The sequence below is a fragment of the Mucilaginibacter psychrotolerans genome, from assembly GCF_004519315.1.
Lineage (GTDB): Bacteria > Bacteroidota > Bacteroidia > Sphingobacteriales > Sphingobacteriaceae > Mucilaginibacter > Mucilaginibacter psychrotolerans.
Window position 1 is genome coordinate 26193 of the sequence record NZ_SOZE01000009.1, and the last position, 16360, is coordinate 42552.

A 16360-nucleotide genomic window follows, 5' to 3' on the forward strand; every position below is an offset into this window, starting at 1 on the left:
TTGTATGCCATGTTAAACCTCCTGTAAATAAGCTGCTATGGTGCCGATCACTTCGTACTTCAGGAAGCGGTCGTCCTCGTCCAATCCTTTTACTAAAGGCGCACAGATTTCGAGGATATTGGTTAACTCGTAGTGTAAAATTCCATGGTTGGAGAAGCGCAGATAAGTCCCGAAAAATTCTTCTTCCAACACGAGCTTTACATAATCGTAGGCTATGGTATCGGTCATAAGAAAAGTATAGCGGTTAATTGGGTAAGGTGTCCGCGTCGAGGATATCCTGGTATGAGATGTTTAAGGTGACAACGCGGCCTGAAAGCTGCTTTTCGCTTAGTTCAGCGCGTAACACTTTGTTGCCGGGAAAGGACATTTTTTTAAAGACAAAGATGTTCCGGTAACTTTTAGCAAAGGCAGGTTGATTGAAGAGAACAAATTCCGGAGTTATTTCGACTGACTGGTTATTGGCTGCTTTGGTTACTTTTTTATCATCGACCTTGAAGTGAAGGTCAGCAATGTCGTATTTCAGATTGGTCTTGTTGCGATAAGAGATATCCAGAAAGAGATAATCGCCTACCGTATAAACATGGTTCAACTGACCGTCAATTCCAAATGCTTTAACTTTTTCCACCCGCCTATCAGGCTTTTGTGTGATCAGGTTAAGGGATAAACTCTTCAATTGGTTTTGAGACAGGCCTATCCCGGATATATCCAGCGGGCGCATATCTTCGGGTATAATATTCCGTTCGGTCGGAACACCGGGGTAGCCGGGCAGCAAGCGGTACTGGGCAATAAATTTCTCTCCTGCGATTGTAAGAACCGACCCTGTAAAAGTTTTTAGTGAATCGCGCAGCTTTAGGCGCAAAACGTTTTTTATAGGCAGGTCGCCTGCCAGCTCTTTGGTGGAAATATCGACGTATTGGATGGGTTCCGGTGAAACAAAATGGATGGTTAAATTTTCAGGTAGGTAAACTACCGGTAATTTATCCTGCGCGTAAAGCGCTGGTGCGATGAGCACCATTAAATAGCCTAATATCTTTTTCATGTTAGTGTTTTTTTTCGTGTTATTATTGTTTTTCATCAGCACTCGAGAAGCTTTCGCGTTTTTGTGCGTTTTGCAGCACATCTGTGTCAATTAAAAAAAGGTAAGAGTTGTATTTGAGCTTGGCTTTGTTCTTGCGGATCAGGTCTGCAATAGCTGAAGATGTAGATTGGAATACCTTGTCAAGGGAACTCATGATAAACTGGCTGTTGCCCGAGCTTCCATCAATGGTTACGCCTTGTACCGAGTTACCGCCAAGATCTTTGGTGAAATCCCGGAAGGCCGATGAGGGTACATATAACCCAGGCATGCCGTCGAGATCGTAAACATCCAGCTTGACCGGTAGTATTTTACCGTCGTATAATATGGAAGTAATCGCCAGCGTAACGCGTTGTTCAGAAAACCCGCTGACTTGCGCATAGAGATAAGTCCCTTTTCTGATCAGAGTACCTCCGGCTTTAATATCCTCCAGCAGTTTTAAGCGTAAACGTGAGCCGGCATAACCGGTAACATTCTCATCAATGACCGCGCTGATAAATGCCGCCTTTTTTTCTGGCAGGATCGTATTAAAATCTTTGGAGACCTCATCAGCCTTTTCAACGGTGAACTTGACCTGGTTTTGTTTGAGTTTGGCTGCGTTTTCCGCAGCAAGCTTTTTCTTTAGCTCTTCTTTATAAGCAGGATCGTTGGAACGGCTAATGCTATCCATGACCGCCATCTGGAGCCTGAAAATTTCCATTGGATCTTTTTCCTTTGGTGGTGCCGTGGTATTAATGTGCTGGCTGGCCTGACGGTAACCCATAGCGTTTACCGCATCGGTTAAGCGGCGGTCCTGCCCGACATCTGCCCGTTTATGACCTCCGGAACCGTTCGCAAACTTCATCTTCATAGCCTGCTGAATGGAATCGAGCCTTCTCTTTTGCTCATCCGAATAATCATTAGCATAAGCCGGATTACTGGAATTTTCTTTGGGGATGACATTTACTGCAGTGAGGCCGTCCGCTTCTTTATAGGTATTCCGATAAGCGTCCAGCTTATCTGCCAGTTGTTTTTTGCGGACATCCGACGAAACATCGCCGACTGTACCATTTAGCCCCATATTTTCCTTGGCAGTTTCTTTCGGTTTGGAAAAACCGCTGTGCCAGGTATAAAAGAACAGGCAAAAAAAGGGCAAAAGGATAATTGGCAGCACATATTTGGGCTGCTTGAAATCAATCTTCATAATAGGTTATTTAAGTGTTTGGTGAATTTTTGAAAGCTGGTCGAGTGCGCTGTCCAAACGCAGGCTGTCAGCGGCAGTGAGTTGCTGCTTTGCAGATAAACTGTCCACTAATTGCTTCAAGTGCAAGGTTTCCCTGATATTTCCAGTGGCCTTAATAATCTGGCTAAATCCGTCTGCAACCGGATTAACGTCCTGCTTAGGTACTGCTGCTACCTTTTCCGGATGCCGGAACACGGTGAATGACAGCACAAGCGAAACGGCCATCAACGCGATCATACAGCCATAAAAAAATTTTGGATAGGATTTGAACAAGTTCAGCCCGGCATGGCCGGCGATCTGAAAGTAAGCGCCGAACTCCTTCCTGATCTCGCTATAAAGGGTATCCCTTGGATCCCGGTTAGAATGAATTTTTCTCCACATCTTGCAAGTCTTTATTTTCAAGCGTTTTCCAGTTGGTGATCAGTACACCATGGGGATTATTGTCACTTCGCGGGATATCCTTGAGGTAGCCCTCCGTGATAAGTGAGCGCACGACCGTAGAACTTCGCCGGTCGATCTTTAATTTTCCGTAAAAGCGGAAATAATGCCTGGGCATATCCACGGTTATGGAATCAGTTTGCAGGGTAAGCACCGAACTGGATGACAGGATCGAATTGAAAAATCCGTTTTCCTTCAGGTTATTATACTGCTGCATGCCAGATTCGTCCACGAGGTACATGGCTTTCTTCATCTGGTATTCCATATAGTTATCATCCGGTGTCAGGGAAAAAAACAGGGAATGAAAAAGGTCCACATGCGCACGGTATTCCGCCGGCCGATTCATTTGCATGTCCGTTTGACGGGCCAGTATGGGCACGTTCTTATCTAAGATGTAAATGCTTTTCTGCGCATTAGTAACCAGCTTGTAAGCATAGAGGCAGTTCATGCCGACGATGACCAGCGAGGTCAGCAGGCTTCCTGCGGCAATGAACGTCGCCAGCCTAACTTTGGCTTCAATATTTTTAATGATCATAAAAATGGGTTTAAATAAAAAAGGCTGACCCATGGCAGCGGGCCAGCCTCAGAAAGGAGCGCAAGAAAATTAATCAGAAAAAGCTTCCGGTGGCTTTCCTGGCCATGCTTGCGACAGTGCCGGCGCTCCGGCCGAAAGTAGAGGTAGCAGAACTAATACCCGAGGTGGAAATGATCCATGTGGAAATGCTGGGTACCGTGAACATACAGATGGCACCGATCATGAAAACTATAATCACAGTTCCGAAAGAAAGAATGCCGTTGCCCGCAAACCAGGCCATTTTCTCCAAATTAGCGCTTAACCCGTTTTCACCGACAAGCTCTTTGTATTTGCTGATCTCAGAAGTTAGCGCGTATTCCTGCATCAAGCCAGTCAGGTACATAATGAGGTATGCAATACCGCTGTAAAGGTTCACCGATATAAAGCGGGCCACCCATGTGCTGAAGCTGTCCCGAAATGCGGGAAGGATACTAACCGCAACGGCAAACGGCCCAAGGATAATGAGGATCGTTGAATAAATGATCTGGATCATAAAGATGATGTAGACCGCTAAACGCAAGATCCAAATGCCTAATAATTCCAATAGCTGGGTAAACAGCAGTTGCATGCCAACGGTCAGGCGGTTCTTTAATTCCAGTAAGGGTGATACCACAGAGCTTATTCCCTGTTTCACCGTGCTGGTGACAGAATCCCAGGCCTGCCCGTACCAGGTATCACTTTCCTTTTCGGCAACTTCCGTTTGCGCCTGGTAAGTATATAAAGAATTCGCTACGGCCAACATCAGACTGGAGCGGTTGAGGCGAAGATTGTTTACGATCGTTTGTTCGCTATTAAACATTTGCTCCGTCTGATTGGTCACCAGGTCAGTAGGAAAAGCGATCATTTTGACAAATGGTCCCCACCACAGGATGATCATCGCTAAGCCAAAAGGCCGAAGCAAGGGCATCACCTCTAACTGTTTATCACCAACCATCATTTCATAGGATTTAATGGCAAAGAAAATGATCATAAATATGGCAGATAAAGCCTTGGCGTCGGTAATAAAAAGGTCAAAATGAGACCAGACGGATTCTTTCAGCCCTTTCAAGAAGACCATCACACCCTGTTCATATACACCGTCACCCTGCAGGAATTGCAAGGTTTTGGAATTATCAGGGCTGCTGCCGGTCTGGGCAAAAGCTACCGTGATACAACAGGTAAGCAGCAGCAGTAAGGTGAATTTTTTTTTCATTGTACGTGTTGTAAAACTTTCCGGGCGATCTGGATATCTGTTTGTGGTGTCCATTCGCTGACGGTTATTTGTCCCGTCTTTAATTTTTGCTGCTGCGCGGTCATATTTAGCGTGGCCTGGGCAGAAGAAGTACGTATGGCCCAGACACCGGCAAGGGTGCGGTATTCCATAAGCAGACGATGATAGGCGACAATCCGTGAGCCGCGGTCCATGGTTGTGGAGTGCGCTGCCTGAACCCTTTCTTTGAGCATATCCAGCTCATTTTTATACCAGGCATATAAACCCTCGGAAACAAGTTTAGAACTCACCTGCGGAGATAGGCCGCTTAAAATGGAAGCATAAGAGTTGTCCAAATCAGGCTTCAATTCGTTACGGTAATAGAGTTGCCATAGCGGGTCTGCATCGGTAATTAGCCCGGATTGATTGGCGATCTCGGAAAGCGCGGTGTTCCGTACGGTATCGGATTGGAGTTTGTATTTGTTATCCGTACTGTTCATGGCACCGACCAGAGCCAGGCGCTGCGTTTGCGGCCCTGTCGCGCTTAGCGGCCGCAGATCGTTTTTGTGATAGTTCGGATGAAAGAGGCCCCATGTTAACCAGTAATAAGGGTTCAGACTTAAAAAGCCCGCCTTGGGTGTGAATTTGTTCTGGTCCCATTGCAGGTAAACCATGCGCTCCTGCTGGTAGCGGACGGCCTGGTCGCTGGCGAGGGTTTGCGCGAAAGATCGGTGGATCAGGGCGAACAGCATTAAACTGATCGGAATTAAGATTTTCATTGGCGTAAATATTTTGCGTTTTGGATGATCTGGCTGACAAAGATTTTATCCCGGTTGATATAATCGGGAAACGGGGTCAGGGTGGCCAAAAGGCCGCGTTGCTTTGCCCAGTACATGGACTTCCATGCGCCATAAGCAAGGCCATCCAGGATCTGTAGTTGCTGGGTGACCTTACGTAGAAGTTGGTCCCGCGAATTATAATCCGCCAGGACATTATCACCATCTTTCAGGATATACCCTGAAACATCGCTGACCAGGGCTAACGACCGGGTTCGCATTTCCGCTGCCAGATCATTAGCGACGACAAGCAGGTACGGTTCACTTTTGGCCAAAGCCAGTGCCTGATTAATATAGCTGGTCATATCGGCGATGATAACTGCCATGTTTTTAACGGCAAGGCCATCTTTTAATGCTGAATTTACATTTGCCAGGCCTTCATAGATGATGGTCTGCGCTAATACGACCGAACCTACGTTGGTATTCAGGTCGGTGATATTGTTATTGATCTTACTGAGGTATTGCTCATGGGTGGATTCAGCACCGCTGCGCACCACGCCATTTTGCGTAACGGCGATGAGGTGCTGGTAATCGATAACATATTGCTGTGCCATAAGAGCGGATAAATCACATAGCAGCACTATGGTGGTAAGTAAAATTTTCATTTGAGGTATCTGGCGTTTTGAATGATCTCTCCGGCAATCGCTTTATCGGCGTCAATAAAATTTTGGAACGGATTTGCAGCTCTTAATAGGGCGGCAATGCTGGAGTATTGCATCATGCTCAACATATTGCCGGACAAATTCTGAATATTGCTTAGTTCCGAAATCACGTAGTCAAACAGCATTTTGCGGTCTGCTGCTTTGAGCTGATTAATATCCCCTAAAGACAGCGTTAAACCGGTAACATAAGCTACCAGGCTTTTTGCCTGGGCCGCAAACTGCAGGGACGACTGGTAACCGATGGCGATCAGTGCCGGGTTCTTTTGAACCAATTGGATGATCTGTGCCTGGTTACTGACGATCCGGCTAACCATGGGTGTGGCATAAATGCCGATATCAGCAAGGTTGATGGCCGTTCCAAGCGTATTGTAACGCTGCTGTAGTGTCCGATAAGTCGCTTTCATCTTATCCAGCAAGGTAAGGTTAGCCTGTTCGTTGGCGGTAGCCAGCGCCTGCTGATTTTTGGCCTTGACCTGTAATTTATTTTCGGATTCGGACTCGGCAACTAATTGATGAAGGGCGGGTATGTCAAGAATTTTCTGTTGCGCAAACAAACCTGAAGAAGTTATCATAGCCACGGCTATTAACATAATTTTTAACTTCATGGCTTCAGGTATTTAGCATTGGTTAAAACTTCATTAGCGATCCTCACGTCCTGATTCTGCCATTCGGACCAGGGATTAAGCGACCGGAATATTCCGTTTATCTTGGCCCAGTACATGGCCCTGTTCATCCCATAGGCGATACCCCGAAGAATGCGCATTTCATCAGCGATATGGTTGAGGAGCTTTCCCCTTTCACCCGAATCCATCAGGTTATTGTTTCCACCTTTCAATACAAAGGCACTAACGTCGGCGGCAAGAGTGACCGCCCTGGTTTGAAAATCACGGGCGCCTTGTTCAGCAAACAGTAAAAGCACGGGATCTGACTTTGCTAATTTAACCGATGATTCCACATCCGTAATGATGTCGGAACCGCACTGGGCGATCTCTTTAATGGTGACCAGGTTGTTGATGACAGAAGCGACCTGACTTAAACCCTGGTAGATCCTGTTTTGAAGATTATTAACGATGACCAGCTGGCCGCTTACAGCCAACTGGCCTTTCTGTATCAGGTCAAGCTTATTATTGGTGGTATTTAATTGGCCGTTGATGATACCTGAATTAACCGCGATGGCAGCGGAAACCGCAGGATCAACGGTGAGAGTTTGTGCTATAACGGTAGTAGTGAACAATCTCAGGGCAAATCCTAAAATTGAAACGATGAAAATTTTAACGCTCATGGGGATTGATATTGATTAACCTGTGTAATAAAAGCCGGCAAAGATTTTCCGCTGGCTTTAAAGTCCCTGATAAAGGTGTCAAGGCCTTCCGGATAAGAACCGAATCGATTGGTGTAGCTTTCCACCGCAGATTTTTCGGGTTTTTCGGTCGTATAGGTCAGATACTGCTGAAGGGATACTTCAACCCCGTAAACTTCACCAACGGCCCCCCGGCGGATGTAAACTTCTTTAAACCTGCCGCGACCTTCGGTATTATCAAGTTGGTTTATGGTAAAGATCTTACGCCGTTCGGTTTCATTGATCGACAGCAGGGCTGCGATATCGTTGTAATTGTCTTTAAATTTGGTTTGGTCAAGCAGGCAAATGGTGTCGGAGTTATTAATAATACTATCCTTTACCACCGCATTTCCAATGATGTCACCCAGTTCCTGGGTTACTACAATAGCTTCGCCCCAAAATTTCCTGACCGTTTTATACAGATAAAGCAGGTAACCAGCCATTAAAGGACTGGCTATGGCTTTCCAGGCTTCTTCTACAACCAAGGCCTTACGCTTGTCGGATCGGTAGCGCATCTTCTGAATGAAGACATCCATGATGATGAGCGTGACGATTGGAAATAAAATCTTATGCTCCTTGATCGAATCGATTTCGAACACAATAAAGCGTTCGGTGAACAGCGATTTATCTGCTTCCTTGTTTAAAATAGGTGCAAATTCACCGCCTTTATAAAATTTTTTAAGCACATACCGGAACTCATCAAAATCAAAAATGATCTTCTCTTCAGCCTTGATCTCCGGGATCTTAACCAGTGCGAATTCGTAAAAAGTATTAAAGTTTAGCTCCGTGCTTTCAGCAAAGGACAGACTGTAATAACCGCTGATCACGTTGGCCACCACATCTCTTTCAACCGCGCTGAAGGCACCTTCGGCGCCTTTCCAGGCCACCCCGATCAGGGTACATAAAAAGTCTTTCTTTTCGATATTATACTCCTCCTCGGTGATCCGGAAAGGGTTCATTGTGATCGGTGTTTTATCAGTATAGGTGATATACTTGCCCTGGTAATAAGAACAAAGCCCGGAATAGGAATGCCCTGTGTCAACGATCACCATGTCCATGTTATAAAGCATGTACTGTTCGATCAGCGCATTCATAAAAAAGCTCTTCCCCGAGCCGCTGGGCCCTAAAACAAACTTATTCCGGTTATTGATCCGGCCCGTCCGCATCGGCAGGTCAGCCGGGTCCATGCCAACAGGGATTCCCTGACGGTCGGTAAAACGAAGGAGGAAATCAGATGGCTCGTCCTGTGGCAGTGATTCTTTAAAGAAGAAACAAAGAGCTGCATCACAAGTGGTCAGGAACCAATCGTACTCTTTCAATTCAACGCCGTTTCCCGGGAGTGCAGTTCTAAATAATTCGAGCTGGTTATAAGCGTTACTACTGGGGATGATCCCTAATTGAAAAAGCGAACTTTCAATGAAATTAACCGCTTTCTGGATGGCGGCAACCGGAGCTGTCACCACGATATTGAAGTGGCAATTTACTAATAGCTGGTTTTCCCTGGCCACATCCACCAGCAACTGGTCAATATCCTCCACACAGAGTAGGTTGGCGGGATCAGGTATACCAGCATGGCGCTTTTTCTTTTGTTCCAATTTTCTCAGGGTGGTGACCTGATTGGGGATTTCAATGACCTGATTAAATACGATCACATCCACGCCGGGAACTTTAAACAGGAATGAAAGAAAGTCCACCGGAAATCCCCGCATGCTTTCCTTTTCGTTCAGCTCGATATGGGTTGCAACATCCGGCGGAAGATCGATGCTGTCGATGTTCACCAAACTGATATTCCGGACAACCTTATCACCAATCCGGATCTCCGTTTCTGACGGGGCCAGGTTATTCAGTACAATATTGGGCTTGCCAAAATTCATACTAAGCATTTGGAGCACCAGCCGGTTCAGCCTGGCTTCATTTAGCGCTGATGCCGATGGAATGATATCGAGTACTTTGCCAACCGCTTGCCTGAATTCTGACAGCACCCGGCTGTTGTACACATAAAACGCGCCTTTTTTAACCTGCCGGGTAATCGTCAGGTAAGTAGTTACCTGCAGGCATTCCCTTCCGTTAAAGTGTTCGTTATATTTTTGCTGGAGATATTCTGTAGCAGCGCCCGCCCTGTAGGGTGCACGGCTAATGATATCCTGTTTTTGGAGCAAATAGCCGTCGCCCAGAATTTTGACGACGTTGTTGAGTAAATGGTGAAACTCATCGTAACCGGCCGGATAAGCGGAAAAACGGGTGACGGGGTTGACCATTTGAATGACAACCGAACATTCACCGTTTAGCCCGATAAGCAGATCGTATTCACCATCCTTATCCACCCCTGCATAGGGAATGTTAAATAAGGTTTTTACGGCCATAATGATTTAAAATGTAAATGTTAGAAGTGCGGCTCTTGGAATGAAGGCCGCCTTTTTGCTTACCGGCTGTGAATAGTAATCCGCCGACAATAGATCCGATAAGCACAACGGCACCCAGCCACATATTGACCAGTGACATGGTTAACGCGCCAAAAACGAGACCGGTTAAAAGGGAGGCAATCCCCCAGTAAATGAATTTGCCTTTGAACCCTTTGAATATAAGGGGCCGCTGAAGCCCCTTATATACTGGATACTTTCTGGCCATTATAAGCCGAAGAAAGCTTTGATCACCAATGCGGATACCACCAGGAAAACGCATGAGCCACCCCATCCCATCAGCTCTTTGTTGATATCCTGGTCACCGCTGTTCCACTTAGAGTAGACGCGAATGGCACCAACAATTCCAACGATGCCACCTATCACGAGGGTGATATTGGTAACCGGTGCTACGTAGGTTTTGAGTGTGGATGTGGCCGTGTTCAGGCCATTAACGCCGCTTTGGGCGAATACGGGAATTGACAGGGCCAGCAATACGGCTGAAGCCCAAAACTTTTTGGTTTTTGAAAACATTAAATAGGAGAAAAAATATAGGCGGAGATCTTTTAAAGCCTGCCGGGAGACGGCTGGTTATCATTAAAGGGCATTCAGATCACGACATATGCCCCAGTTCTTTAACCCGAACGGGATGGAGTTAATCAGCGTTTGTCCATTAGGTCAACGTGATTAATTATGAGACGGAAATCTTTTATAGCTTCCGGAGAAGAAGCGAAGAATAAAGGCGTTCAGATTCCGAACAACGCCCTTAAGAAAGCACCCGCGAGGGTAATAAAAATGGCGGCAAAAAACCAGGCAGCAACATCTGAATCGACGCGGTCTTTCCCCATTTGCGCGTTGTGATAGATCTTCAATGCGCCATTCAAACCCACTAAAGTGGCGATGACGAGGGAACAATCAAAAGCGGAGAAGAAAGAAGCTGTCAGATCCTGTTTGGCCTGCTGCATCTCGGCGATGCCGGGTTGTGCCATAGCTGCTAACCAACCGAGGCAGCAACACGCAGTCAGGAACCATTTCATGGCTAAAAACTAACTGCCCTGGTGTATTCGATCACTTCTTCCCGGGCAAGGTTAAACATTTGTTTGAGGCTTACGCCGCCTGAAGAGGCGATGGAAGACCCGGTATCATTTGCAGCGGATTCCTCTATATGTGATCTAATCGGTTCAATGTCCTCCACAAAAGTGAGTTCATGTTTATCTTGTTGGGTATGGGCGCGCTTACTGCGCAATTGATCCCAAAAGATGATGGCGGCGTAGTACAAAGTGTAGAAGCCAAATAGCCAGACGGCAAATTTCATCCAGGTCATAAGTCTGTGTTTTGAATAAATTGTTTAATAATGGTTTTCAGCTCCGGGTAGGAATCAAAGAAGTGTTTCACGGCAAAGGCGACAAATTTGGTCACGTCCACATTGGTGGCCATCTTAAACTTGTTCATTAGATCGAGCGTCTGTTTATCCAGCCGGATATGCGCCATGCTTTTGCAGTCACTATTGTCATAAGCAATCATGGCTTTGAGTATGGTCGATTCCATGATCTTATCGGCCTTTTTCTTTGCTTTCCCCTGGATATCATCAGGCGGGTTCTGTTGCTCACTTGCCTGCTTTTCGCCGGGCCTGACCATTTTTTCGCGGAGCTGATCAGCCAGTGATTTTATTTTTTCCATAAGTAGTCGGCAAATATTTCTTCGAATACCGGCGTGATCACCGGATATAAAGAAAGGGGTGTATGAAAAGTGGTGATGCGCTGAAAGTCGATCCGGTCAGGAATAGGCGGCGTTATTTTGCCGAAACGGGAAAGCTGCTCATTCACTTCGCTCATGATCTCGAATTTTACATTCGCTTTGATCCGGTTAGGAACGAAGATCACGTCCACTTTAGGATTTACTTTTTTGAGCACCACGGTAAATAACACGGTGGATTCGAAGGTGAACTCATCGTAAGCAAAAGGGCAGATCACCAGGTCGGCGATCTTAAAAACAGGTATAAGCCCGTCATCATCCAGCTTACCGGGTAGGTCAATGAGCACCGCATCTTTTTTGTTTTTGGCCAGGACCGGGCCAAGTACCGGAAAGCTGTCCAGGTTAGCGGGTAATACCTCGTAAGGTTCCTCATTTTCCAGCACTTTGGCTTTTTCGTATTTTTGAGATATGGACTGCTGGTAGTCCATATCAATGAGGATTACCGGCCAATCCTTAGCCAGGCTCAGGTAATTCCCTGATAGGACGGTGAGCGTACTTTTTCCTACGCCACCTTTTTGGTTTCCAAATAGACATATCATAATTATTCATGGTTTTTCCCTTATCGGGTGTTAGTGCGTGCTTTCTTCTGCCGCCTGCGTTTCATACCCAGCACCTGCTGGTCATCAATATCGTCGGCAATCATTACCGGCTGGATATGCACCGGTTCGGATTGATATTCGTAAGAATAAGTAAGGGAATCATCCTTGTTCAAATCGCTAAGCGTAATAAGATCACGCTGTTTCGGCGGAATATATTCGATGTTCTCATCAAGCAAATATTTAAGGCTTAAGATCTCGCTTCCTTTTAAAACCCGTTTGGTCGCATGATCAATTACGGTATAGCCATAGGGCTTTTTACCATCAGCGCCATGCAGGATAATGTCTACCTGATATCGGTCGTGCATACGCTGAATGAAAGCCGGGTCGTGCCTTTCCTTTAGAAAGAGTTCCTTGAGCTCAGCCATGCGGGTTTTATCCGGAACATAACCTGCTATTTTACTGGCAAGTTTTTTCTCATGGAGATAATCCCTGCCGAGGTAACCCTGGTTTTCAAGAATTAAATAGAATTGCGCTTTGGTGCTAAATTGGTATTGTAAAGCAAATGTGTAGCCTAATACTTTATCCAGGCTGCGGACCGAACGTACATGTTCATAGTCCCGGTCGATTAATTTACCCTGCCGGTCTACCCTTGAAGAGACTACGTGTAAGTGATGATTTTCCGTGTCTTTATGAAATACTATGAGGTAGGGTTGCTCACCGTACTTCATTTCTTTCAGCCACATCACCGCTGCTTTCGTCAGTTCGTGTTTATTGTAATTTCGGCCATTTGCAGAAATTACAGCATGAAACTGCGTGTTCTTCAGGCCTTTGTTTCTGTGTTGTGCCGCAAGCACCTGTAGATAGTTGACCAGATCCTGTGGCCTGGGGTTATTTAAAGCCTGGAGAGGCCCGAAATTGGCGATCAGCATTAATTCCCCCGTATTACGGTCAACTTTATTAGTATTGTATTGAACACCTGCAAAAGTTATCGATGGTTTTTTAAGGATATGTGCGATCATTGGTACCTAATAGCTGTATTTGTTGGCATCATATATTAGGCTATCCGGATAACTGTGTATCATAAGACCGATATATCAAACAATCAGTCTATCGAGGGATCATATGATCTGGCTATCACCAAATCAGTTGAACAGTAGATTACAGTCTCGCTTCATCCATATATCAACCTATCAAGAGAACCTAATAGCCTATGATCAGCTTATCTAAAGATCGACCTATCACTGTATCTTGGCCTCGATCTATCGGTATACCTTATGATCAAGGTATCGACCTATCCTTGTGACTGCGTATCAGGAAATCACACTATCTGACTATCGGTAGATCTTATTAACCGTTGATCTGGGTAACGTTCCTTCTTTACATCGTTTGATCTTCCAATCAGCGTACCGATGTATCACAAGGCCCTGGATGGGCCTCCAAATTTAATTAGCCATGGCCCGAAGTATTTTACGTAAAGCAGCTTCAAGTGCTTGTTGTATTTGCAGATATTCTTCAAACAGGCGGTTAAACCTATCGATGACTATCGGATTCAACGAACCTTGTAATTTCAGCACATTGGCGTGCCGTGCTAATTGGTTGATATTATTCCCAACGCGGCCAACCTCAGCACCAATGTTATCCAGATGTTTAATTAGTTCTTTTGAATTGATAACCGCTTGTTTGGCATCTGATAAAACCCGCATCCTGATCAGGTCAGTTTTAGACGTACCCAGTTCCTTTTCTAAAGCCACAACCACTTCATATTCGTCATCAGTAAATCTGACATTAATAAATTTGGTCTTTTTGCCCCCCGCCATTTTAGGCCTGCCACTTAACTTTTTAAGGTCACCCATAGAAAAACGAGTTGCGAGTTTTTTACCTCCCCCCGGGAGGGCAAGAGACTTTTTGTGTAACAAAAAGACATCTTGCCGTTGTAAAAACAACGGCTTTTTGGCTTATCAAAAAGGCAGTTGAACCACCATTTTGCTAATTGTCAGGGATTGAACAAATAGTTAGACAATGGCTCGTCGGGTATTTGTGCCCGGCGATCTGCAGATTTCGACGGACCTTAGTTTGCCATCACCTACCTGGAAAATGGAACCCTGACACCAGAAAAGAACGTATCAGTTTTTCTTTCCGCCGACAAAAGCGCATGATGAAGCACTTTTATTTTGTCGTTATAATCATTGTACCCATCGTATACCGATGAACGGTCTGTTGCATAAGGTAGCGCTTTGATAAAGTCCTTTGTAGCTAAAAAGCCTTGCTTATCGCGGTCAAAATAAACATCCAGGCTCGAATACATCTTTGCTTTATTGATACCCGCTTGTAAAAGGGATAGCGTGTTTAAAACAATGATGCTATGATCAGCTAAAGGATTATCCGTCCGCCAACTCAGGTAATTGATATAACCTTCAAATACCGCCGCCTTTTTAGCATTAGCCTCCAACACGGTGATTCCCTTATGCCCCATGCAGCCTTTAAAGTATTTGTTCCGAACTTCCCAGCCGGAATTTTCATTTTGCCAGCCGGCAGCGAAGAATTGTTTACGAACACCTTTATCATCCTCCACATAATAATATACCTCTTTCAGGCATTTTTCGGCGGCTTCATAAACGCCGCGGTTTTTCAGGTATTCGGTTATTGCCGGGTGCGTACCTAACGGTTTCACCTGATGAACAATGTAGTGCGGTAATTTTGTGGCTTTACGCGGGCGGATTATCCTGGCCTCCCCTGTTTCCATCGCACAGGCCTCCTGAATTTTTTTGATGACCTCGTTAAAATTTAGATTTTTCCAGTAGGCCAGCCCGAAATCAATAATGTTGCCACCTTTGCCAGTACCATGGTCGAACCAGACACCCAGGTCATCGTTGACACTTAGGGAGGGTTGGGAGTCATTGTCCCTTAACATACTGATGTACATTCTTTCCCGTCCCCGTTTAAATACTGGCTGATAACCTAAGCGGCTCAGCAGGCCAACAATAGATGCCTGTTCTTTGAGCTCTTTTGCAGTTAATAAATTAGCCATAAAATATAATTGTTTAGAAGTTAAATGCATGAAAAGCGTCGATTGACGATAGTACCGGCAGCGGGTAACGATCCCGATTAATTCACTTCTGCCGGCAGATATTCGGGATTACTCGCGTCAGATCCTACGATCCGGGCTCTCGCCTGCCTTTGCGCTCTCGGGTTGCGGCTTTACGCTTACCTTCGCAAAATTTCCGGCTCCCCGCCGGATAATGTTTCATCCCCACATGTCAAATAACTTTCGTATTCCATCCGGCTAACCGGAGATCATGTGGCAAAGCAACCGTGTTTTGAGTTGCCCAAAAAGTTCAACTTTTTATTGCACCCCAAATTGCACCCTTGCACCCTATTGATTTACAGGCGATTATCATCAATAAAAAAACTTTTCTTTTGGCGACAAACAAAAAAACCGCCCTTATGAGGCGGCTTTGAAAGAGATCGCAGAAATGATTCAGTAATCCTTAATAATCAGGATCAGCTTTTCCAGCGTTGCTATGGCGACTTCTTTATCAATCTGCTCAATATGATAAGTGCTTTTTCGCATACTGTTCCAAGATATATTTTTCATGTTTTCCGTGGAAAGAAAGGGTACGATAGATCGAAAAATAACGCTGATGGAACTGGCTATGATGAGCTTGGCATCGTCTGCGGCTTTCAGGATAATCCCGATTTGGTCGACGCTCAGCTTACAGAGTATTTTGGAGATGACTATTGGCTGCTTTGGAGTAACAAGGTCTTCAGTAAACTTATCAATAACATATTTGCCGTATCTTTTTTTTAAAGCTGCAGCAGTATTTTGGAGGGAAAGTACCAGGTTTTCGCCTGTTGCCGCTAATGGCTGGTTATCAACGTAGCCTGCCAGATTTTCCATAGCCTGCTGTTCCAGCAAGCGCAGCGAATCGTAGAAATGGGTTACGATTGCTTTGATTTTCTTTGGTGAAAAAAGGTAAAAAGTGACCGATTTCAGATTCTTTAGAACATTTTGCAATTCCTGATCGAATTTGCTTTCAATCGATAATAATTGTTGTATTCCCAGCTCAGAAACATTTGCTTTTTTTGGGTTTAGCGTTACCTCTATTACTTCGTCCAGCCAGGCATAAGGATAGCCTTGCTTCTTACCTTTATTGTACATAACCACCTCCTCAAATTTCCCTATAGCAACTTTAAACTACAGCAAAAATTCATCATGGTTGAACTGCTTCAAAGGGGAAATACCCTGATTGCATAAGGATTTAATGCGCTAACGAAGTAAGCTCAGCTGCTCATGCGAAGTGATCTTTAGAATCAAAGATAATATATGCTGTG

20 protein-coding genes are annotated in these 16360 nt (G+C 45.3%); all 20 read right to left on the reverse strand.

The window, feature by feature from the left end; genetic code table 11:
- Positions 1–12: 12 nt before the first annotated feature.
- Positions 13–228, reverse strand: a complete 216-nt coding sequence (locus tag E2R66_RS10890) for a hypothetical protein (RefSeq protein WP_133230748.1) — start codon at positions 226–228, stop codon at positions 13–15.
- 16 nt (positions 229–244) lie between these two features.
- Entirely contained in the window at positions 245–1039 is a 795-nt protein-coding gene (locus E2R66_RS10895; RefSeq protein ID WP_240049289.1) for a DUF4138 domain-containing protein, read from the reverse strand.
- A gap of 22 nt (positions 1040–1061) precedes the next feature.
- Entirely contained in the window at positions 1062–2258 is a 1197-nt protein-coding gene (gene traM / locus E2R66_RS10900; RefSeq protein WP_133230744.1) for a conjugative transposon protein TraM, read from the reverse strand.
- Between the two features lie 6 nt (positions 2259–2264).
- A complete protein-coding gene (locus E2R66_RS10905) occupies positions 2265–2678 on the reverse strand; it encodes a hypothetical protein (protein WP_133230742.1) in 414 nt (137 codons plus the stop codon).
- A complete protein-coding gene (traK, locus tag E2R66_RS10910; RefSeq protein ID WP_133230740.1) occupies positions 2656–3270 on the reverse strand; it encodes a conjugative transposon protein TraK in 615 nt (204 codons plus the stop codon). The genes E2R66_RS10905 and traK overlap by 23 nt, the downstream gene beginning before the upstream one ends.
- A 73-nt stretch (positions 3271–3343) precedes the next feature.
- The gene (locus E2R66_RS10915; RefSeq protein WP_133230738.1) at positions 3344–4501 is read right to left on the reverse strand and encodes a plasmid transfer protein; all 1158 of its coding nucleotides are present in this window, start codon (positions 4499–4501) and stop codon (positions 3344–3346) included.
- Entirely contained in the window at positions 4498–5277 is a 780-nt protein-coding gene (locus E2R66_RS10920; RefSeq protein WP_133230736.1) for a hypothetical protein, read from the reverse strand. Before E2R66_RS10920 ends, E2R66_RS10915 begins: the two co-directional genes overlap by 4 nt.
- Positions 5274–5939, reverse strand: coding sequence for a hypothetical protein (locus E2R66_RS10925; protein WP_133230734.1), 666 nt, complete (start codon positions 5937–5939; stop codon positions 5274–5276). Before E2R66_RS10925 ends, E2R66_RS10920 begins: the two co-directional genes overlap by 4 nt.
- Positions 5936–6601 carry a hypothetical protein gene (locus E2R66_RS10930; protein ID WP_133230732.1) on the reverse strand — a complete coding sequence of 222 codons (666 nt, stop codon included), beginning with the start codon at positions 6599–6601 and terminating at the stop codon, positions 5936–5938. Before E2R66_RS10930 ends, E2R66_RS10925 begins: the two co-directional genes overlap by 4 nt.
- On the reverse strand, positions 6598–7278 hold the full coding sequence (locus E2R66_RS10935; RefSeq protein ID WP_240049290.1) for a hypothetical protein: 681 nt from the start codon (positions 7276–7278) through the stop codon (positions 6598–6600). The genes E2R66_RS10930 and E2R66_RS10935 overlap by 4 nt, the downstream gene beginning before the upstream one ends.
- A complete protein-coding gene (locus E2R66_RS10940) occupies positions 7275–9698 on the reverse strand; it encodes a TraG family conjugative transposon ATPase (protein ID WP_133230730.1) in 2424 nt (807 codons plus the stop codon). The genes E2R66_RS10935 and E2R66_RS10940 overlap by 4 nt, the downstream gene beginning before the upstream one ends.
- A 264-nt stretch (positions 9699–9962) precedes the next feature.
- Complete coding sequence (locus E2R66_RS10950; protein WP_133230726.1) at positions 9963–10268, reverse strand: DUF4134 domain-containing protein; 306 nt, start codon at positions 10266–10268, stop codon at positions 9963–9965.
- 212 nt (positions 10269–10480) lie between these two features.
- The gene (locus E2R66_RS10955) at positions 10481–10771 is read right to left on the reverse strand and encodes a DUF4134 family protein (RefSeq protein ID WP_133230724.1); all 291 of its coding nucleotides are present in this window, start codon (positions 10769–10771) and stop codon (positions 10481–10483) included.
- A 2-nt stretch (positions 10772–10773) separates the two neighbouring features.
- On the reverse strand, positions 10774–11058 hold the full coding sequence (locus E2R66_RS10960) for a hypothetical protein (RefSeq protein WP_133230722.1): 285 nt from the start codon (positions 11056–11058) through the stop codon (positions 10774–10776).
- Positions 11055–11414: a hypothetical protein gene (locus E2R66_RS10965; protein WP_133230720.1), complete on the reverse strand. Its 360-nt coding sequence runs from the start codon at positions 11412–11414 to the stop codon at positions 11055–11057. Before E2R66_RS10965 ends, E2R66_RS10960 begins: the two co-directional genes overlap by 4 nt.
- Positions 11402–12028: a ParA family protein gene (locus E2R66_RS10970; protein WP_133230718.1), complete on the reverse strand. Its 627-nt coding sequence runs from the start codon at positions 12026–12028 to the stop codon at positions 11402–11404. Before E2R66_RS10970 ends, E2R66_RS10965 begins: the two co-directional genes overlap by 13 nt.
- Before the next feature lie 20 nt (positions 12029–12048).
- A complete protein-coding gene (locus tag E2R66_RS10975; protein WP_133230716.1) occupies positions 12049–13047 on the reverse strand; it encodes a relaxase/mobilization nuclease domain-containing protein in 999 nt (332 codons plus the stop codon).
- A gap of 423 nt (positions 13048–13470) precedes the next feature.
- Positions 13471–13971, reverse strand: a complete 501-nt coding sequence (locus E2R66_RS10980; protein ID WP_240049291.1) for a plasmid mobilization protein — start codon at positions 13969–13971, stop codon at positions 13471–13473.
- Positions 13972–14111: 140 nt separating this feature from the next.
- Positions 14112–15056: a toprim domain-containing protein gene (locus tag E2R66_RS10985; RefSeq protein WP_158288377.1), complete on the reverse strand. Its 945-nt coding sequence runs from the start codon at positions 15054–15056 to the stop codon at positions 14112–14114.
- A gap of 450 nt (positions 15057–15506) precedes the next feature.
- Complete coding sequence (locus E2R66_RS10990) at positions 15507–16187, reverse strand: hypothetical protein (protein ID WP_133230712.1); 681 nt, start codon at positions 16185–16187, stop codon at positions 15507–15509.
- Positions 16188–16360: the final 173 nt, after the last annotated feature.